Origin of the sequence: Fictibacillus sp. Mic-4 (assembly GCF_049843615.1) — a bacterium.
Classification (GTDB): Bacteria; Bacillota; Bacilli; order Bacillales; family Fictibacillaceae; genus Fictibacillus_A; species Fictibacillus_A gelatini.
The window spans coordinates 23806-43011 of record NZ_JBBHZM010000020.1 but is presented as its reverse complement, the minus strand read 5'-3'; the positions used below and the strand labels follow the sequence as shown (position 1 = coordinate 43011).

Here is a 19206-nt window from a genome sequence, read left to right as displayed (position 1 = left end):
AGAAAGAAGGGATACGACAATGGTCATTAGCGTTGTCATTGGCGTACTTATTTTTGCATATGCAGGGTTTACCCTTTACCGATTCGTAAAAAGAAGCAAAATGGGAAAATGCGCGGGCTGTTCATTAAACAAAAGCTGTACAACCGCATGCAGCGAAGTAAAAGAAGAAACGATTCCATTTTCCGCTCGATATTCCCATGCAACAGCTGAAAAATAAAAGGCAAATGCCAGAGTGAAACGGAATGCGATCCTTCGCATTCCGTTTTTTAGTTAACTCAACTTCGACTCTTTTAAATTTTGAAAAATTCCTCTTGACGTGTACAAATGTCCATGATAAAGTAACTAACAAATATGAAACAACGATGATGAAGTTATGCTGTAAAGCTGGGGCGTAAAGAGAGCCGGTGGTTGGTGCGAATCGGTCGTTTCGTTTACAGATAAGCGCTTTGGAGTTGTCAGGCCGAACATCTTAGATTCGCATAAAAGATTAGTAGGTTTGTCCGGATGATCCGTTATCTCGAAGGTCATGGACCTGGTAAGGTTTTCTTTTGTGAAAAAGAAAACAAATGAGGGTGGTACCGCGAAATATACCTCTCGTCCCTCACTACAGTCGTAGTGTGTGGATGAGGGGTTTTTGTTTTTTGTACTTTCAGAAAATTTGCACTCAGGTTGCGAATGAAAGTATAAGAAAGAAAAACTATCGGCCGTTTGGTCACGGTTTTTCAAAGAGAAAAAGTGGATAATAAAAGGAGAGAGAACCATGTTTGAAGACAAATTAGTTTTACGCATTCCGGGGCCAACCCCTATCCCACATCGCGTTCAGCAAGCGATGAACCGCCCGATGATCGGGCACCGAAGCGGTGAATTTTCTAAGCTTTTCGCAAATACTGCCGAAAGGCTTAAGCCGATTTTCGGAACGAAGGAGGACGTTTTCATCATTGCAGGTAGCGGTACGAGTGCCCTTGAGATGAGTGTTGTCAATACCGTAAAGCCAGGGGAAGAAGTTGCTGTTTTAGTAAGCGGCGCGTTTGGCGACCGTTTCGCAAAGATTTGTGACCGCTATAACATCGTTGTCCATCGCTTAGAAGTAGAATGGGGCGAAGCAGTAACGCCGGAATTGCTCCAATCGTTTCTGAAGCAACATACAAATGTGAAAGCCGTGTTTGCGACATACTGTGAAACATCGACGGGGGTGTTGAATCCGGTTAAAGAATTAGCTGAAGTCGTGCATGAACAGACGGATGCGCTCTTTATCGTCGATGCGGTCAGCTGTTTAGGTGCTGTTCCATGTGAGATGGACGAATGGGGAATTGACATTATTGCTACCGGTTCACAAAAAGCATTTATGCTTCCAACTGGACTTGCGTTTCTTGCTGCAAGCAAACGGGCGTGGAAAACAATCGAAACCATTACCCCGCCTGCTTTTTACCTTGATTTAAAAGCGTACCGCAAGTCGTTAGAAAATCAAACGACGCCGTACACCGCAGCCGTTTCACTCGTTTTCGGATTGGCTGAAGTTTGTGAAATGATTGAAGAAGAAGGGCTTGCGCAAATTATTAAGCGCCATGAACTAATGCGTGACATGACACGTGCTGCGATCCGAGCCCTTGGCCTTCCGTTAATGACGAAAGATGAATATGCTTCGCCAACGGTAACGTCGATCGACCCGAAAGGCGCATTTGATTCAGAAGCATTACGCAAAGCATTGCGGACAACGCATAATGTCGTTGTTGCCGGCGGGCAGCAACATTTAAAAGGGAAAATTTTCAGGATCGGGCACATGGGATATTGTGAACCACTCGATGTTCTTACGGTAGTTTCCGCCATCGAAGTCGCTTTGAAACAAATTGGCGTGGAAATCGAACTGGGTGCAGGTGTGAAAGCAGCGCAGGAGGTGTTGATTCAACATGTTTAAAGTGCTCATTTCCGATCCGCTCAGCAAATCCGGCATTCAGCAATTGTTAGATGCCCCGGACGTAGAAGTGGTTCAGAATACGAATCTTTCCCCGGATGACTTACTAGCCGTTATTGGGGAATATGATGCGCTTCTAGTGCGTAGCCAAACGAAGGTGACGGCTGAAGTATTAAAAGCTGGAAAACGATTGAAAGCAATCGGCCGTGCCGGCGTCGGAGTTGATAATATTGATCTAAATGCGGCGACGGAAGCCGGAATTATCGTCATCAATGCGCCGGAAGGGAATACACTTTCGGCTGCGGAACATACGTTTGCGATGCTTATGGCCGTTTCGCGGAACATTCCCCAGGCGTATAAAAAATTAAGCGAAGGTATTTGGGATCGAAAAAGTTTTCAGGGAGTAGAGCTGAATAATAAAACGCTTGGTGTTGTCGGCATGGGGCGTATCGGTACAGAAGTTGCGAAACGGGCCAAAGCATTCAATATGCATGTCATCGGATATGATCCGTTTTTAACCGAGGAGCGCGCGAAAAAGCTCGGCGTCGTTTGCGGGTCTGTTGAAGATATTGTTACTGAAGCGGACTTTATTACAGTCCATACACCGCTTACGAAAGAAACGCATCATCTTCTAGGGGCCGCTGAATTTGCCAAAATGAAAGACGGGGTGCGGATCATTAACTGCGCCCGCGGTGGAATCATTGATGAGAAGGCATTGTATGATGCCATCCAAAACGGAAAAGTAGCCGGTGTCGCGCTCGATGTATTTGAAGAAGAGCCGCCGGTCGATAATCCGCTCATTAAGCTTCCGCAAGTCGTCACAACGCCGCACCTCGGGGCATCTACTGTTGAGGCCCAGGAAAATGTAGCCATTGATGTATCGGAGGAACTTATAAAAGTATTGCGCGGTGAACGCTTTAAAAACGCGGTAAATCTTCCATTTATCCCTCCTCATGTAATGGAGCGGGTTGAGCCTTACTTCGTGTTAGGTGAAAAGCTTGGCCGGTTTATCGCACAATTGTCAGTTGGACCTGTACAAGAGATCACCATTACGTATAGCGGGGAATTGGCGGATGTCGATACAGCGCTGCTTACGAGAACGATTTTAAAAGGGGCGCTTTCCTTTAGAATCGGACCGGAAGTTAACTACGTCAATGCACTGTATCTTGCCAAAATGAGAGAAATCAATGTCGTAGAACAAAAGTCTTCACAAAGCCGCGGCTTTACGAACCGGTTAAAAGTCGAATTTAAAACGAGCACACAAAGCCATGTTGTAGCCGGCACCCTTCTCAATGGGTATGGGGCGCGGATCGTCAAAATCGACGACTATACGATCGATGCTGCTCCTGAAGGAAATTTGCTTTACGTTCACCATAATGACCGTCCTGGTGTTATCGGACGAGTGGGAACGATTCTTGGCAACAAAGATGTCAACATCGGTACGATGCAGGTAGGACGCCGTGGTGTCGGAGGAGATGCGATTATGCTGTTAACCGTTGACAAGCAGCTTTCCCCGGAAATGGTCGAAGAGCTTGTTGCCCTGCCGGAAATTATGAGTGTCACCCCAATTGAATTGTAAAAAGAAAACACTGCTCAAAGGCAGTGTTTTCTTTTTGTTATTTTTGGTAAACTAACGGAATTTCACCTTCAAATAAGTGAACTATTTTCATCACATTATATTTCCTATCTTAATATACATCTCTTTTTGTAAAGGTAAAGAAAGAGATGATGAGTGCGGCCAGCGCCCAGATCAATAAAACAGCGATCGAGAATCCGAGCGTCATTCCTTCTATCGGCGGCTTCAAACCGTTTACGTAATTCGTCAGCTGCAAATTTACCATAAACAAATACTTCGCGCTGTGCCATGAAGAAACCATGTTCGTCAGGATGGCGCCGCTAATGAGGGCGGCAAGCATAATTCCCATTACAGCTGCTGTACTTCTAAGTAATACCGAAAGCATAAAGGTAAGCGTACCGACTACGAAACATACAAACCAGACGAGGCCGAACTCCATCAAAATGTATTCCCAATGCGGAATCAAATGAACGCCTGTCGTGATCAATTCTTCACCCTTCGACGTAAATCCGGTCAACATTGGCATGCTCCAGCCGCCGTAACCAAAGACCAATCCTGAAATTCCATAAGTCAAAATTGCAACGCATAAAACGATAAAAGAAATGGACAGAAGCAAGGCTATATACTTGCTTAATAAAATTTTCCACCGTTTGACCGGCCGTGTCAAAAGAAGCTTAATCGTGCCGCCGCTCGCTTCAGAGGAGACTAAATCGGCGGCAATGACCATGACGAGCAAGGGGAGAAGCAACCCGATTGAATTCTCCGCAAATACGCGCATAAACGTCGGGGCACCTGGCGCATTTGGATTAATGTTGTGGTCAAGATAATATTGCTGCTGGGTCAGTCGGACTTTTAAAAACTGGCGGATATCCTCCTGGAGCCTGCTTGAGCTGAGACGGTTTTGCGTATCGACAATTTCTTGCTGCAGCTGGGTCCGCCAATCGGTCGTCCCGAGCAGTTCCTCCGTTGTTTTCACCTGTTTGTATTGCGCATATGTAAAAATAGGAACAAGAAAAGCGACGATCAAAATAATGACAAACAATCGCTTTTTTCGAAAAAGCTTTAATTGCTCATTGTAAACGAGGTTAATCAATATGCTCTCCCCCAGTCAGTTCCAAAAACAAGTCTTCAAGCGCTGGCAGCTTTGCCTTCATTTCTTTTACTTTAACGCCTCGATCGACCAATTTTTTATTCCAATCCGCTATTTTTCCTTCGACATGTGGTGTAATCAAAATTCCGTTATCCCCAAGTTTAACATCGGTTTCTTCGGCTAATAATTGTTTCGCTACCTCAACCGGTTCGGCTTTCCATTCTACTCGCTCTTGCTCCTCAAGAAGGGAAGAGACCGTGTCAATGCGGATGATCTGCCCCTTTGAAATAATGGCTACCCGGTCGCATAACAATTGAATTTCACTCAGTAAATGGGAAGAGACAAGAACGCTTAAACCTTCCTTTTCCGCAAGAAAGCGGATAAATTCCCTCATTTCCCGAATACCGGCAGGATCAAGGCCGTTTGTCGGTTCATCTAAAATAAGAAGCTGAGGGTTCCCGAGCAATGCCTGCGCAATGCCAAGTCGCTGGCGCATCCCGAGCGAATACGTACCAACCCTGTCGTGAATGCGAAGTTTCAGGCCGACGAGATCGATCACTTCATCGAGCCGCTTTCTCGGAATGGAAGGGTCCATTCTTGCAAAGTGCTCAAGGTTTTCCCATCCGGTCAAGTAAGGGTAAAGCTCAGGATTTTCGACAATGCAGCCAAGATGTTTCATCGCGGCGGTGAACTCGGTTTGAACGTTTTTGCCCGAAATGAAAATGGATCCGGAGCTAGGTCGAATTAAACCGACGAGCATCCGGATCGTCGTCGTTTTGCCAGCGCCGTTTGGCCCTAAAAATCCGAAAACTTCCCCTGGATACAATTCAAATGAAAGCCCTTTAATTATTTCTTTGCCCGCGATCGTTTTTCGTAAATCGGTTACTTTTAATGCTGGCACCTGACTCACCTTTTCCCCTCCTCGCTGAATGTAATAAGGGCGGCAACCCGTTCCCCGATTAATTTATAGCCCGCTGCATTCGGATGGAATTTATCATTAAATAAGTAGTCATTTACATTCAGCTCAAATAAGTCAAATGTCGGCACGTAAACAATTTTTTTATAATCGGCAGCGGTATTTGCTGAATCGAAGTTCCACTGTCGGACAATAGTTGAGGTTAACTTCGATTTTTCCATGTCGATAAACGGATTGTACAGGCCGATATGGAATACGGTTGCTGATTGGTTAAGCGATCGGATCGTAGAATAAATTTTTTTAACGTTCGCCAAATACGTCTTTTCCGAACGTTTCATAAATGTCGGGTCGAGATGGGAAATGGCTTTTCCTCCTTGAAATAAATCATTTCCCCCAATCGTAAGAAGAATGATAGTTGCATTTTTAATTTGACGCCGGATTTCCGGCTCGGCCAGTTGTTTTACAAGCTGTGATGACGTTTGCCCTTTAATGGCGCTGTTTGACAGGGTAATCGGCTTTTTTGTCTTTTTCTTTAATTCCTGCATGAGGTAGCCGATATACCCTTTTCCTTCGGGATCGCCGGTACCGCGGGTAAGGGAATCGCCAAAAGCCGCAATATGTATTTGTTGATGGGCAGGATGAGGGACTTCTTGTGCGGGTTGTGTTGTAACTTTCATGTTTCTTGTCCCGATCAATTGATCTTTCATGACCCATCCAAGGCCGATAAGACAAAGAGCCGCAGACAAAATGGAACAAGCGGTAATGATCGTAATGATTCGTTTTTTCACATGACCAATCCTTCCAACTGAATTACCTAAAGAATACCAGAATCGCGAAAAAAAGATTAATACTTTGCATGGTTTTCCTATCTTCTTTATTGCCCACAAACGCCCCATCCATTCTGTAAGGTGGGGAAAAGCTAGTGCCCCTTCTAGAAAAAAAGTTTGGATTTCAATAATCAAACATTCGTTATTTTAAGAACACCTCGTTAGATCTGTGAAATGAGGAAAAACGATCACGAATTGTTACATCATTTAAAATGATTTCGTTCTCGGACCATAAGTGCTCTTATTTGGACAATAAATCATCCGGTTTAGACAATAACATCTTACTTTTGGACAATAAGCGAAAAATATACTAAATTTATTATCCGACTGAGGCCATTTATTGTCCGATGGAAACGATTTATTATCGGAAATCAACCGGTTATTGTCCAAATGCCATGAAAATAGCACCACACTAGAGAAGTTTGATCCTGTTTTTTGCTTCCATCTTCTTATCTTTTTTACAGGTGAAAATTTGTTCTTAAAAATAAGAACTTTCTTAGGGGCACAAGAGAGTAATTTTTCATTCGAAAAGAATTTTTTTGGATGTACCACTCTCCCATCAAAGCCTCCATTCAACGAAAGGCGGGCATTTCATGGTGTAAATTTCATATTGACAAAGTAGGCTTTCTCATTGATAATGATAATGATTTTCAATGATTATCATTATCAGTTGAAATTGGAGGTATAGTCATGAAACAAAGGGGTTTCCTATCTATCGTCACCGCCTTTCTTTTCGTATACATAATACTTGGCTTATCCAACTATGCGCAAGCAGCAGTAAAACCGGAGGATGATGTCAAAAAAGCCGAGGAGCTCGTTGATCAAGCGATTAAGCTTGCGAAACAAAATAAGCTCAATGAAGCGAAAAAGACGTATGAAGATTTCAATAATCGCTGGCTTGAGATTGAAGATGGCGTGCGCAAAACATCGAGTGAAGCTTATGCGGACATTGAAGATAAAATGGGGCAAGTTTCCTTTGCCGTTATGCAAAATAAAAAAGAAACGTTGATCAGCACACTTGAATCATTAAAAAAAGCAAATGAAAAATTTATAAATGGAAACTATAAAGCTGGCAGTCATATTAAGAAAAATGTTAGTTTGAAAGATTATATTTCGCTGTTAAAAGAAACAAAATCGCTCATTAAGGACAATCAATACAATGAAGCGAAAGAACGAATGAATGAAGTGAAGTCGACATGGCTTAGCGTTGAAGGGAATGTCGTGAGCCAATCAAAAGCCGTTTATGATAGTACGGAACGGGATATGGGGACGGTTTCTGCCCTCCTTCATGCACAAAAACCAAATACCGAACATGCCGTAAAAATCATCGACCATATGATCGATGATCTCGAGCCGCTTGCCAACCAAAATGGCTATGGGATCATCGATGCCGCTTTAATCCCTATACGGGAAGGGCTTGAAGCGTTATTGGTGGTCGGCGCATTGCTTTCGTTTACGAAAAAAGCGAAAGCGCCTAAAGCAAATAAATGGATTATTGGCGGAGTCGGTGCGGGAATTCTCTCAAGTATTGCTCTCGCCCTGCTCGTCTCGTTTATTTTTACGTCCGTTTCCTTTGGCGACAACAACTTTTTAATCGTCGGCTGGACTGGGATTATCGCGGCCCTTATGTTGCTTTATGTGAGCTATTGGTTGCACCGTCAATCCCATATTAGCAACTGGACGTCCTATATTCGCGAGAAAAGCGAAGCGGCTCTTGGTACAGGAAAAATGTTTTCATTCGCTTTGCTCTCGTTTTTAGCAGTTTTTCGTGAAGGGACGGAAACGGTCTTATTTTTAATCGGCTTAATTCAGCATATGACGCCACTAAGACTACTTTCAGGAATTGCGCTTGGACTGGGAACATTGGCCGTAATTGCTTTTATTTTTATAAAAGTCGGCCTCAAAATACCTTTAAAGCCATTTTTTATCGTGTCGAGCGTGATTGTCTTTTATTTATGCCTTAAATTCACAGGAACAGGTATTCATAGCTTGCAATTGGCAGGAGTCATCCCGGCAAACGTGAATTTGCACTTGCCAAGTATTAACTTTATCGGCTTTTACCCGTCGTGGTACAGTGCGATTCCGCAAATTATATTAGTAGTGGCAGCAATCGCCGTTCTTCTTATTACAACCATTTCTAAAAAACAAAAAGCTGCACTGAAAGGATGAACCATTAATGAAACGTTTTACTTCGATTTTATCCGTACTGGTCGTTAGCTCTCTCGCTTTAAGCGCTTGTAATACTAATCAGGCAAACGACCAGAAAAATAATGAAAAAGCAAAAACGGCCCAATCTGCGCAAAATGCTGTAGGGGAAGGTACAGACAAATTACTTCAACTATCTGATGAGCTTACAAAAGCGCTCGATCAAAAAGACAGCGCCAAAGTGAAGAAATTAGGCGAGCAAATTAACAAAACATGGTTTTCGTTTGAAAATAAAGTACGCAAATCGGCTCCGCTTCTTTACACAGAAACGGAAAAATCGCTATTGCCACTTGTTTCAGGTACAAAGATCGAGCCAGTCGATCAGAAAACATTATCCGGCCTTAATGAAAAAATGGCCGTTAGCTTAAATAAATTGAAGAACTTTAAGCCTTCTAAAAAAGGGACTGCAAATGCTGACCTTAATAAGGCTGTTGAGCAATATAAAGAGTATGTCTTGAAGCAAAGCAATCAGCTTGTGGCAGCAACGGAAGAGTTTTCAAATGCCGTGATCAAAGGCGAGATGGAAAAGGCAAAGAAGCTATATCCGAATGCTAGAACGTATTATGAAAGAATTGAACCGATTGCCGAAAGCTTCGGAGACCTTGATCCGAAAATCGATGCCCGCGAAAATGATGTCTCAAGCCCTTCGGAATGGACGGGATTCCATGTTATTGAAAAGGCATTATGGGTGAATAAAACGACTAAAGGACAGGAGAAAGTTGTAAATCAGCTTGTTCAGGACGTTAAAGAGCTTCACAAGAAGATTGAAGCTGTACAACTTGAGCCGGCTCAGGTCGTTGCCGGGGCGGTTGAATTGTTGGATGAAGCGGCGACTTCAAAAATTACCGGTGAAGAGGAACGTTACTCTCATGTTGACCTTGTCGACCTTGCGGCAAACGTCGAAGGATCGAAAGCGATATTTGATGTTGTAAAAGAGCCGTTAATGAAAAAAGACCCGGAGTTGGCAAACTCCATTGAAAAAGAGTTCAGCGCATTGCAACGTTCATTAAAACAATTTAAAAAAGGTGCTAGCTTCGTGTCATACAATCAATTAAAGGAAAAAGACACGCGCAAAATTAGCCAGCAGCTTAATACGTTATCCGAATCGTTATCGAAAGTTGCTAAACTATTAAGCTAGTCGTTTCAAATTTAGGGGGAAGTCAAATGACAGCGCAGAATAAAAACGAACATGTTCAAATAGAGGATAAAGAGAATACAATCAGCCGGCGGGATATGTTGAAAATGACCGCGGTCGCCGGGGCGGGTGTCGCCCTTGGCGCAAGCGGCATGGGCGCTCTTTTCTCGCTAGACGCTCTCCGTCCTGGAACAAAAGAGGGCAGTCAAACGAGTTCAGGCATGGTTCCATTTTATGGAGTAAAACAGGCCGGGATAACGACTCCCCAGCAAAAATACATGTGTTTTGCCGCATTTGACGTCACCCATAATGACAGGGATGAGTTAAAGAAACTATTGAAAACATGGACGGAATACAGCGAGCGGATGACAAAAGGCCGGATGGTTGGAGAGGACCAGCCAAACGAATTCTTGCCTCCGGATGATACCGGCGAAGTATTGGGTCTTTCTGCATCCCGCTTAACGATTACGTTTGGATTTGGTGCAACGCTTTTTACGAAAAATGGGGAAGACCGATTTGGTTTTGCCGCGAAAAAGCCTGCCGAGCTAGCCGATATTCCGCCAATGCCGCGGGATGAACTGAAAAAGGAACTATCGGGCGGTGACATTTGCATCCAGGCATGCAGCGACGATCAGACGGTTGCCTTTCATGCGATCCGCAATCTTGCAAGAGTTGCACGCAGCGGTGCGGTCATTCGCTGGATGCAAAACGGCTTCATTAGCATACCAGATGGAAAAACGCCAAGAAATCTTTTCGGATTTAAAGACGGAACGGCCAATCGTGAACTTGGCGATAAAAAGGCGCAAGATCAATACTTGTGGGTGACCAAACAGGAACCTTCATGGATGCAAAACGGCACGTATTTAGTAGCCAGAAAGATTCGGATGTTTACAGAAACGTGGGATCGTACATCGTTTAAAGAACAAGAAGCAACATTCGGAAGGAAAAAAGTGAGCGGAGCGCCGTTTGGAAAGGTACATGAATACGATTCTGTATCATTGAATGATTTGCCGGCAAACTCGCACGTGCGCTTAGCACGCGAGACGAAAACGAAGATGCTCCGTAGAGCCTATTCGTATTCGGACGGGCTTGATCCAAAAACAGGGTATTTAGATGCAGGATTATTCTTTATCAGCTTTCAGCAAAGCGTAAAGAAACAATTCATTCCGATGCTCTCAAAAATGGCTCGAAGCGATGCATTAAACGAATACATTCAGCACGTTTCAAGCAGCGTATTCGCATGTCCACCGGGAGTGAAAAAAGGGGGCTTTATCGGCGAACAGCTTTTTCACATCATCTAAGTCAACCTAACAATCATTAGTTAGTGAATAATTTCCTCTAGATATGTTGAGGATAGTACTTTATAATGATATTCGTATAATACATCAATCGTAGAATTATTTTTTATCGCGTTTTTTGTTCTATAAAAGTTTCCTTCAATTAACAGATAGAAAATATTCAAAAAATACGATAAAATGGATTGGAATACTTAAAAATTTTGAAACCAGTAATCTTTACATCTAGGAGGAATTGAAGCATGTCAAAGACAGGTACAGAGCGTGTTAAACGCGGAATGGCAGAAATGCAAAAAGGCGGCGTCATTATGGACGTTGTCAACGCAGAGCAAGCGAAAATCGCAGAAGCAGCTGGAGCGGTAGCCGTAATGGCATTAGAACGCGTTCCTTCCGATATTCGCGCAGCAGGCGGTGTAGCCCGCATGGCTGACCCAACGATTGTCGAAGAAGTCGTGAATGCGGTTTCGATTCCTGTCATGGCGAAGGCGCGTATCGGCCATATCGTCGAAGCGCGCGTGCTTGAAGCGATGGGTGTAGACTACATTGACGAAAGTGAAGTGTTAACGCCGGCAGACGAAGTATTCCACTTGAACAAGCGCGATTATACGGTTCCATTCGTATGTGGAGCCCGCGACTTAGGCGAAGCAGCGCGCCGCATCGGAGAAGGCGCTTCCATGATCCGTACGAAAGGGGAGCCAGGAACAGGCAACATCGTTGAAGCGGTACGCCATATGCGCATGATCCAGGCGCAAATTCGTAAAGTCGTGTCGATGAGCAAGGACGAGCTAATGACCGAAGCGAAAAACCTTGGCGCGCCATACGAAATCCTTCTTCAAATTAAAGAAGCAGGCAAGCTTCCAGTTGTAAACTTTGCGGCAGGCGGCGTGGCAACTCCAGCGGACGCAGCACTCATGATGGAACTTGGCGCGGACGGCGTATTCGTAGGTTCCGGCATTTTCAAATCGGAAAATCCTGAGAAGTTCGCCCGTGCGATCGTTGAAGCAACTACCCATTATCAAGATTACAAATTGATTGCCGAGCTTTCTAAAGGATTAGGAACGCCGATGAAAGGCATCGAGATTTCAAGATTAGAGCCTGCTGAACGCATGCAAGAGCGCGGCTGGTAAGAGGAAAAGGAAGTAATAACAATGAAAATCGGAGTACTAGGACTTCAAGGTGCTATTCGTGAACATGTACAAGCCCTTGAAGCTTGTGGAGTAGAAGCGGTAGTTGTAAAGCGCGTGGAGGAGCTAAATGATATCGATGGTTTAGTTCTGCCTGGCGGAGAAAGTACGGCAATGCGCCGTTTAATTGATAAGTACGGCTTTCTTCAACCTTTAAAGGACTTTGCAGTTGCAAAACCGGTTTTTGGAACATGCGCGGGTCTCATTTTAATGGCGAAACGAATAATTGGCCAGGATGAAGGACATTTAGAGCTTATCGACATGACGGTTGAACGAAACGCTTTTGGCCGCCAGGTAGACAGCTTTGAAGCGAGCTTATCAATTGATGGCATCGGTGAAGATTTTGTTTCCGTATTTATTCGCGCACCATATATCGTTGAAGTAGGAGAGGGCGTCGATGTGTTGGCCAGACATGATGGCAAAATCGTAGCTGCCAGACAGGGACACTTCTTATGCGCTTCATTCCATCCGGAACTTACAGATGATTTCCGCATGCATCAATACTTTGTAGATATGGTAAAAGAAAAGAAACAAGCGGTTGCTTAAAAAAACATCCCTTTCGATGAACGAAAGGGATGTTTTTCGTTTTAGGAAATGATAGTGTCTATAATGTGAATAAACGGAATCTGCTATTCTGCGGCAAATCTAATATTTCATTTCTCACCGCAGAACAAAATTGCTATGCAACTTTGTTCCGTTCACAAAGATGTAAGAAGTAGTTGCCTTTGAAAATTTTCCGTCATTCAAAAGTTTTGTTATACTATTTATAAATAGTGGAAACAAGGAGGAAAAAATGTTTAACGGATTATATCATGCACATGCGGATACATGGATCATTATGATTGTTTTGTTTGTCATCGCTTTCTTTTTATTAAAAGCAGGAAAGCTAAAGGCCGGAAAAATAATACATATGATTTTACGCCTTTTTTACGTCATTATGGTGGTTTCCGGTATCGGCTTGTTAATAAGTATTCATTTTCAACCGATTTATATTATTAAAGGTCTGTTAGCATTATGGCTTATCGGTACGATGGAAATGTTATTGGCAAGAACGAAAGGAAACACTAATAAACCTACCGCAGTGCTATGGATCTTTATTGTTATTGTCTTAATTGTCATTGTCTCGATTGGAAAAGGATTTATCCATTTTTAACTGTAAAAAGCCGGTTTTCTTTTAAAGAGGGCCGGCTTCTTTGTTTTTTAAAGTGTTTTTCCCCGTTTACCCGGGAATAATTAATTTGTATTTACTATTCGAATCCAATATATTAATATATGATTATATACACATATATTAAGGGGTGAATATAATGGGACATGGACACGATCATCACCATATTCATCATAAGAATAAAAAGTCTCTCTTACTGGCATTTTTACTTACCCTCAGCTTTATGGTTGCGGAGATTATCGGAGGCATTATAACAAACAGCCTTGCGCTCATTTCAGATAGCGGTCATATGTTAAGCGACGCCATCTCTCTTGGACTCAGTCTTCTCGCGTTTAAATTAGGAGAGAAGAGATCGACCGAACATAAAACATACGGTTACAAACGATTTGAAATACTTGCGGCGTTATTCAACGGGATCGCTTTAATTGTCGTTTCCCTTTATATTTTTTGGGAAGCGATAGGAAGGTTTCAGCATCCTCCTGTCGTAGCCAGCAATGGAATGCTCACCATCGCTCTCATCGGTTTTGTCATTAATGTGCTGGCAGCCTGGATTTTAATGAAAGGCGATACGAGTGAAAATTTAAATTTACGCAGTGCTTTTCTTCATGTCGTAGGGGATTTGCTCGGCTCGGTTGGAGCTATCATCGCGGCGTTGTTAATCATGTTTTTCGGATGGGAGATCGCCGATCCGATTGCAAGTAGCATCGTCGGAATTCTCGTTTTTGCATCTGCCATAAGGGTGACAAAGGATGCTTTGCATGTTTTGATGGAAGGCAAACCGTCTCATATTCGGCTTGAGGAGATTGAGCGCTATCTATTAACAATTCCGAAGGTTGAAAATGTCCATGACCTCCACGTCTGGTCACTCTCATCCGACTTTCCGATGCTAACTTGCCATTTAAAAATTGAAGTAGATAGCGATGAACAGATCATTCTGCGCCAGGCAGCCGGGTTGATTGAAAAAGAGTTTCATATTGCCCATTCAACCATTCAAATTGAGAAGGAGCCAACCGACTGCCATTGTGTAGAGAGGTGTGAATGGCATTGATTGATAGACAATGCCATTCACAAGTTATGCTCTGTACAAATTTTATTTCACCGATTTGTAATGATAGTGGCGAAACATGATAAGCTACATTTTATAGCGCCCATTTCGTCATTTTGCCCATCACATAACCCCTCCCGTGTTATAGTTTTACTCTTTGCAAGCGAAGTGCGTTTAAGACAACGGATACGGAACTGAATGCCATCGCGGCACCTGCAAGCCATGGGGCTAACAATCCTATGCTTGCGATTGGCACACCGATAGCATTATAGGCAAATGCCCAAAACAAGTTTTGTTTAATATTTCGAATCGTTTTTTTGCTCATGAAAATGGCATCGGCGATACTGTTTAAATCACCGCGAATGAGCGTTATGTCGGCCGCTTCCATCGCGACGTCCGTTCCCGTGCCGATCGCCATTCCGATGTCTGCAATTGCTAAAGCCGGCGCGTCGTTAATACCGTCTCCGACCATGGCGACTTTCTTTCCGGTCGCTTGAAGCTTTTTCACTTCATCCGCTTTTCCTTCCGGCAACACTTCCGCGATCACCTCATCGATTCCGACTTGTTTAGCGATCGCTTTTGCCGTTTGTTCATTGTCACCTGTAATCATAATGATTTGAAGACCCATTTCTTTTAATCTCGCAACCGCTTCTTTCGATGTTTCTTTAATCGTATCCGCCACGGCGACAATTCCGGCATACCGACCGTCAACGCTAATCAGCATCGCTGTTTTGCCGTCCCGTTCCAATTGTTCCATTTGCTTTAAGGCGCTTCCGACTTCCACATTAAACTTCTTCATGAGACGGCGGGTTCCGGCCAGGACGGTTTTTCCGTTGACTTTTGCTTGAATACCAAACCCGGGGATCGCTTCAAATTCTTCAGATTTTCCGGGCGTAATTCCTTTATCGGTAATTCCTTTGACGATCGCGTCAGCTAATGGGTGTTCTGAATTTTTCTCTGCAGCCCCAACTAGTTCAAGGAATTCTTTTTCGTCCATGCCATTCGTTACGACATCTGTTAATACAGGTGTTCCATTTGTAACCGTTCCCGTTTTATCAAGGATGATCGTATTCAACCGATGAGTCGTTTCTAAATGTTCGCCGCCTTTAAAGAGAATGCCGTATTCTGCTGATCGGCCTGAACCTGCCATAATTGAAGTAGGAGTGGCTAATCCGAGCGCGCAAGGACAGGCGATGACTAATACTGCAATTAATTTTTCTAAGGCAACCGCAAATTCACCGGGACTGACAATGAAGTACCAGATGAAGAAGGTCATCATGGCGATGCCGACAACGATTGGAACGAAAATGCCGGAAATTTTATCAGCAAGCCGTTGAATGGGCGCTTTAGATCCTTGCGCTTCTTCTACGACTTTAATAATTTGCGCTAAAGCCGTATCTTTGCCAACTTTTGTTGCTTTCATCTTAAGAAAGCCATTTTTGTTGATTGTTGCGCCGATAACCGCATCACCGATTGTTTTATCGACCGGGATACTTTCACCGGTTAACATTGATTCATCCAGGGAAGAACGCCCTTCAATAATTTCACCATCAACCGGAACTTTTTCCCCCGGTTTCACATACACAATGTCGCCTTGTTCTACTTCTTCAATCGGAATGACGATTTCTTCACCATTACGGACGACAGTTGCGGTTTTCGCTTGCAGGCCCATCAATTTCTTAATCGCTTCGGAAGAGCGACCTTTTGCTTTTGCCTCAAACAGTTTCCCTAAAATAATGAGCGTAATGAGAACCGCGCTTGTTTCGAAATAAAGGGAAACCATATGCCCGGTTGATCCGATCGATTGAATGGACAAATAAAGGCTATAAAAATAAGCGGCTGAAGTTCCTAGAGCGACGAGGACATCCATATTCGCGCTTTTATTTCGTAGTGCTTTATAGGCGCCTACATAAAATTGACCGCCGACAAAAAATTGAACCGGAGTGGCTAACGCCAGCTGAACCCACGGATTCATCAACATATCTGGCAGCCAAATAAATGAAGTGAATGAAAAATGGCTGACCATTGCCCAGAGTAACGGGAATGAAAGAATGAGCGAAAAGATAAACTTTCCTTTTTGCCGCTCGATTTCTTTTTGTCGATGGCCCTGTGCTGTTTCTTTTTGTTCTGTTTTTTCCGTCAACTTATAACCGATTTTTAAGATGGCGTTTTTCATGTCAGAGACAGTAATTTCCGAAGAATTATAGTCTACAGAAGCCGTTTCTAGTGCAAAATTGACCGTCGCATTCAGTACACCTGGAAGTTTGTTTAATTTCTTTTCGATCCTGTTGGCACAAGCCGCGCACGTCATTCCAGAAATTTCGAATTCAACTTTTTCTTTAACCACCTTATATCCTAACGATTCAATTTTAGACTGAAATTTAGAAACATCCGTTACATTCGGGTCATACGTAATTTTTGATTTTTCCAATGTAAAATTCACATTGGCGTCTTTTACGCCCTCGATTTTTTTTAAGCCTTTTTCTATTTTAATCGCGCAAGCCGCACAGGACATTCCGGCAATTTGCATCGTTGTTTCTTTATCGGCACTCATAAGGTATTCTCCTTTCCTTAATATACACATACCCCTTAAGGGTATAAAATATTCTATAAAGATATCGTGCTAAATGTGCTTAGCACGATATCCTTGCGAGAAAAAAAATAGATGTAATGATTTTTGAGTCATTAAACCATTTGAGGTTTTGCATTCTAATCAGGAAGCGACGTCGTAGCCTTGTTCTTCGATTGTTTCTTTGATTTGTTCCAGGGAAACTACTTCGGAGTTAAATGTAACATCCACTTTTCCCTCATTCAATCGAACCTTTACTTCGCTTACCCCATTTAATTTTCCAACTTCACTTTCAATCGAATTGACACAATGGTTACAAGACATTCCTTGTACGGATAACGTTACATTTTGCATATCCAATCCCTCCAAAAAGTTTTATTTTTATTATGGCTTAATGTTACTATACCCCCCTATCGTATGTCAATTCATTTATTTCATTAATTTTGATAAAGTTTTCATAAATTCATTAATGATTTGCGGGTCGTCATTTTTTAAGCGGTCTATAACGCATGTATTCATATGGCTTTCGAGCAGTAATCGAGAAACAGAATGGAGAGCGGATTGGACGGCGGACATTTGATTTAAAATATCATCGCAATAAACATCCCGTTCGATCATATTTTTGATGCCGCGAACTTGCCCTTCAATCCGGTTCATTCTTTTGATGAGATTCACTTTTAAATCGTTCGGAACTTTCCCGTGTCTTGTTTCACAACCTTCCATTTCTTCTTTATTATTTTTATCAGGAATTATTTCGTTACTCATTGAACATCCCTCACTTTAAGGCTGATATACCCATACAGGGTACTATATATTTATTTTACACACTTTTATCGTCCAAGTCACATTCTAATTTTTGTATATACAATATACCATAAAGGGGTAAGACCTTGCCTTGTTTACCCCCCTGGACCGAATTCTTCAATTCCAATCTTCTTTTTTAGAAAAATTGGATCTCTTTAGTTTCCATAAGCGTAGCAAAGGCATTCCCTAACACTTGATTGTGATGAGCAATGATCTGTTTGGCGCTTAACGTACCGGAATCCCATGTCCGGTGGGCATCTTTGACAAGTGTGACATGAAACCCGAGACTAAATGCCCGGCGACATGTAGTATCTATGCAATACTCGGTCTGATTTCCGGCGATAACAAGATGTTTGATTTGTTCTGCTTGAAGTTTTTCATAAAGCTCAGTTCCATGAAAAGAATCCGGCGTACGTTTTTGGATGACAACGTCCCCTTTAATTGGGGCAATCGCAGGATGAATTTCCCACGCAGGAGTACCAGTTTTGAATTCCTCATCATTATGCTGAACGAAAAAGACAGGGATGTTGGCGGCGCGTGCTCTCTGAATTACATCCTCAAGATTTTTAAGAAGCTGTGTTCCATCATATATCGGGTTAGCTTCATCAAACATGGCATTTTGAACGTCTACAATGAGCAATGCAGTCTTTTGCATGTTTAACCTCTCCCCATAAATAAAGTATTAAAAATATTCGACATGATCAATTGCCATCCCTCTTGCTTTGATTAAATAAGCAAACTATACACTTTTTAATTTAGTAAATACAAAGTCGAAAATTTTAAGCATAATTTTCGATTTGAGGTTTCTGCATAATTTTTGCACATTTTTTTGGTATCCTGCGAAGCAAAGGAGGAGTTCACATGTTAAAAAAACAAACCATATTATCTTTAATTGCCGTTTTTTTCTTAGTACTTAGCGCCTGCTCCAACACAAGTGATGAAAAAGCCAAAAACAGCGGGAATACGGAAAACGAGAAAAGGATGGATCATAGCAAAATGGAAGGTATGGATCATAATAAGATGGAGCATTCTAGCTCAGGGAAAATCCCGCAAGGTTTAAAAGCAGCAAAGAATCCGGCCTTTAAAGTAGGAAGCCAGGCAATTGTGAAAGCAGACCATATGGAAGGTATGGATGGAGCTGAAGCAACTATTGCCGGTGCTTATGATACGATAGCTTATTCTGTCACTTACACACCAACTACTGGCGGAAAACCGGTAAAAAATCATAAGTGGGTCATCCAAGAAGAAATCAAAGATGCAGGTACTAAAGTCTTAAAACCCGGGACAAAAGTTACTTTAGAAGCTGATCATATGAAAGGTATGAAAGGCGCCACTGGAACAATTGAAACTGCAGAAAAAACGACAGTATATATGATTGATTACACGTCAACTACTGGCGGAGAACCAGTAAAAAATCATAAATGGGTCACCGAAAGCGAACTAACATCTAAATAAACTTGAGCAAACACCTGGAAGCAAG

Annotated in this window: 18 protein-coding genes and 1 other annotated feature; of the genes, 11 read left to right on the top strand and 7 right to left on the bottom strand. The window is 42.8% G+C overall.

All coding sequences use genetic code 11. From position 1 onward, the window contains the following. The first annotated feature begins 19 nt into the window (after positions 1 to 19). From WD019_RS13485 to serA, 3 genes are all read left to right on the top strand, one after another. Positions 20 to 217, top strand: a complete 198-nt coding sequence (locus WD019_RS13485) for a FeoB-associated Cys-rich membrane protein (protein ID WP_051291371.1) — start codon at positions 20 to 22, stop codon at positions 215 to 217. Between the two features lie 136 nt (positions 218 to 353). After that, positions 354 to 605 (top strand) — a binding site (T-box leader). Between the two features lie 155 nt (positions 606 to 760). Next, the gene (locus tag WD019_RS13480; RefSeq protein WP_026677067.1) at positions 761 to 1915 is read left to right on the top strand and encodes a pyridoxal-phosphate-dependent aminotransferase family protein; all 1155 of its coding nucleotides are present in this window, start codon (positions 761 to 763) and stop codon (positions 1913 to 1915) included. Next, complete coding sequence (gene serA / locus WD019_RS13475) at positions 1908 to 3491, top strand: phosphoglycerate dehydrogenase (RefSeq protein ID WP_425711819.1); 1584 nt, start codon at positions 1908 to 1910, stop codon at positions 3489 to 3491. The genes WD019_RS13480 and serA overlap by 8 nt, the downstream gene beginning before the upstream one ends. A 109-nt stretch (positions 3492 to 3600) precedes the next feature. Here the strand turns inward: serA and WD019_RS13470 are convergent, their stop codons facing one another. The 3 genes from WD019_RS13470 to WD019_RS13460 are packed head-to-tail and all read right to left on the bottom strand — an operon-like array spanning position 3601 to position 6282. Continuing rightward, on the bottom strand, positions 3601 to 4581 hold the full coding sequence (locus WD019_RS13470) for an ABC transporter permease subunit (protein ID WP_425711818.1): 981 nt from the start codon (positions 4579 to 4581) through the stop codon (positions 3601 to 3603). Continuing rightward, the gene (locus WD019_RS13465; protein WP_425711817.1) at positions 4574 to 5488 is read right to left on the bottom strand and encodes an ABC transporter ATP-binding protein; all 915 of its coding nucleotides are present in this window, start codon (positions 5486 to 5488) and stop codon (positions 4574 to 4576) included. The genes WD019_RS13470 and WD019_RS13465 overlap by 8 nt, the downstream gene beginning before the upstream one ends. Continuing rightward, complete coding sequence (locus tag WD019_RS13460; protein ID WP_425711816.1) at positions 5485 to 6282, bottom strand: SGNH/GDSL hydrolase family protein; 798 nt, start codon at positions 6280 to 6282, stop codon at positions 5485 to 5487. Before WD019_RS13460 ends, WD019_RS13465 begins: the two co-directional genes overlap by 4 nt. 729 nt (positions 6283 to 7011) lie before the next feature. On the opposite strand from WD019_RS13460, the gene WD019_RS13455 reads away from it, so the two are divergent. From WD019_RS13455 to WD019_RS13425, 7 genes are all read left to right on the top strand, one after another. Then, entirely contained in the window at positions 7012 to 8490 is a 1479-nt protein-coding gene (locus WD019_RS13455; protein WP_425711815.1) for an FTR1 family protein, read from the top strand. A 7-nt stretch (positions 8491 to 8497) separates the two neighbouring features. Then, positions 8498 to 9664 carry an iron uptake system protein EfeO gene (gene efeO / locus WD019_RS13450; protein WP_425711814.1) on the top strand — a complete coding sequence of 389 codons (1167 nt, stop codon included), beginning with the start codon at positions 8498 to 8500 and terminating at the stop codon, positions 9662 to 9664. Positions 9665 to 9690: 26 nt separating this feature from the next. Next, entirely contained in the window at positions 9691 to 10962 is a 1272-nt protein-coding gene (gene efeB / locus WD019_RS13445) for an iron uptake transporter deferrochelatase/peroxidase subunit (protein WP_425711813.1), read from the top strand. Between the two features lie 236 nt (positions 10963 to 11198). Beyond that, positions 11199 to 12083 (top strand): pyridoxal 5'-phosphate synthase subunit PdxS, encoded by an 885-nt coding sequence (gene pdxS, locus WD019_RS13440; protein ID WP_425711812.1) that lies wholly within the window; start codon positions 11199 to 11201, stop codon positions 12081 to 12083. Between the two features lie 21 nt (positions 12084 to 12104). After that, positions 12105 to 12686, top strand: coding sequence for a pyridoxal 5'-phosphate synthase glutaminase subunit PdxT (gene pdxT / locus WD019_RS13435; protein ID WP_425711811.1), 582 nt, complete (start codon positions 12105 to 12107; stop codon positions 12684 to 12686). A 247-nt stretch (positions 12687 to 12933) separates the two neighbouring features. Continuing rightward, a complete protein-coding gene (locus WD019_RS13430; protein ID WP_035351882.1) occupies positions 12934 to 13293 on the top strand; it encodes a DUF1516 family protein in 360 nt (119 codons plus the stop codon). 154 nt (positions 13294 to 13447) lie between these two features. Further along, complete coding sequence (locus WD019_RS13425; RefSeq protein WP_425711810.1) at positions 13448 to 14356, top strand: cation diffusion facilitator family transporter; 909 nt, start codon at positions 13448 to 13450, stop codon at positions 14354 to 14356. Positions 14357 to 14495: 139 nt separating this feature from the next. Here WD019_RS13425 and WD019_RS13420 read toward each other — a convergent pair whose 3' ends face one another. The 4 genes from WD019_RS13420 to WD019_RS13405 form a co-directional block, all read right to left on the bottom strand. Further along, the gene (locus WD019_RS13420; RefSeq protein ID WP_425711809.1) at positions 14496 to 16907 is read right to left on the bottom strand and encodes a heavy metal translocating P-type ATPase; all 2412 of its coding nucleotides are present in this window, start codon (positions 16905 to 16907) and stop codon (positions 14496 to 14498) included. Positions 16908 to 17066: 159 nt separating this feature from the next. Next, positions 17067 to 17276, bottom strand: a complete 210-nt coding sequence (copZ, locus tag WD019_RS13415) for a copper chaperone CopZ (protein ID WP_026679257.1) — start codon at positions 17274 to 17276, stop codon at positions 17067 to 17069. Positions 17277 to 17351: 75 nt separating this feature from the next. Continuing rightward, positions 17352 to 17687: a metal-sensitive transcriptional regulator gene (locus WD019_RS13410; protein ID WP_035351888.1), complete on the bottom strand. Its 336-nt coding sequence runs from the start codon at positions 17685 to 17687 to the stop codon at positions 17352 to 17354. Positions 17688 to 17862: 175 nt separating this feature from the next. Continuing rightward, positions 17863 to 18381 (bottom strand): cysteine hydrolase family protein, encoded by a 519-nt coding sequence (locus tag WD019_RS13405; protein WP_425711808.1) that lies wholly within the window; start codon positions 18379 to 18381, stop codon positions 17863 to 17865. Positions 18382 to 18587: 206 nt separating this feature from the next. Between WD019_RS13405 and WD019_RS13400 the strand changes: the two genes are divergently transcribed. Then, on the top strand, positions 18588 to 19181 hold the full coding sequence (locus WD019_RS13400) for a YdhK family protein (RefSeq protein WP_425711807.1): 594 nt from the start codon (positions 18588 to 18590) through the stop codon (positions 19179 to 19181). Positions 19182 to 19206: the final 25 nt, after the last annotated feature.

Excerpts from the sequence above, each read along its gene's own strand:
- efeO (WP_425711814.1), top strand. The coding sequence starts at position 8,498 with ATGAAACGTTTTACTTCGATTTTATCCGTACTGGTCGTTAGCTCTCTC.
- WD019_RS13425 (WP_425711810.1), top strand. The coding sequence starts at position 13,448 with ATGGGACATGGACACGATCATCACCATATTCATCATAAGAATAAAAAG.
- WD019_RS13480 (WP_026677067.1), top strand. The coding sequence starts at position 761 with ATGTTTGAAGACAAATTAGTTTTACGCATTCCGGGGCCAACCCCTATC.
- WD019_RS13400 (WP_425711807.1), top strand. The coding sequence starts at position 18,588 with ATGTTAAAAAAACAAACCATATTATCTTTAATTGCCGTTTTTTTCTTA.
- WD019_RS13405 (WP_425711808.1), bottom strand. The coding sequence starts at position 18,381 with ATGCAAAAGACTGCATTGCTCATTGTAGACGTTCAAAATGCCATGTTT.
- pdxT (WP_425711811.1), top strand. The coding sequence starts at position 12,105 with ATGAAAATCGGAGTACTAGGACTTCAAGGTGCTATTCGTGAACATGTA.
- serA (WP_425711819.1), top strand. The coding sequence starts at position 1,908 with ATGTTTAAAGTGCTCATTTCCGATCCGCTCAGCAAATCCGGCATTCAG.
- WD019_RS13430 (WP_035351882.1), top strand. The coding sequence starts at position 12,934 with ATGTTTAACGGATTATATCATGCACATGCGGATACATGGATCATTATG.
- WD019_RS13420 (WP_425711809.1), bottom strand. The coding sequence starts at position 16,907 with ATGAGTGCCGATAAAGAAACAACGATGCAAATTGCCGGAATGTCCTGT.
- WD019_RS13410 (WP_035351888.1), bottom strand. The coding sequence starts at position 17,687 with ATGAGTAACGAAATAATTCCTGATAAAAATAATAAAGAAGAAATGGAA.
- pdxS (WP_425711812.1), top strand. The coding sequence starts at position 11,199 with ATGTCAAAGACAGGTACAGAGCGTGTTAAACGCGGAATGGCAGAAATG.
- WD019_RS13455 (WP_425711815.1), top strand. The coding sequence starts at position 7,012 with ATGAAACAAAGGGGTTTCCTATCTATCGTCACCGCCTTTCTTTTCGTA.
- WD019_RS13485 (WP_051291371.1), top strand. The coding sequence starts at position 20 with ATGGTCATTAGCGTTGTCATTGGCGTACTTATTTTTGCATATGCAGGG.
- copZ (WP_026679257.1), bottom strand. The coding sequence starts at position 17,276 with ATGCAAAATGTAACGTTATCCGTACAAGGAATGTCTTGTAACCATTGT.
- efeB (WP_425711813.1), top strand. The coding sequence starts at position 9,691 with ATGACAGCGCAGAATAAAAACGAACATGTTCAAATAGAGGATAAAGAG.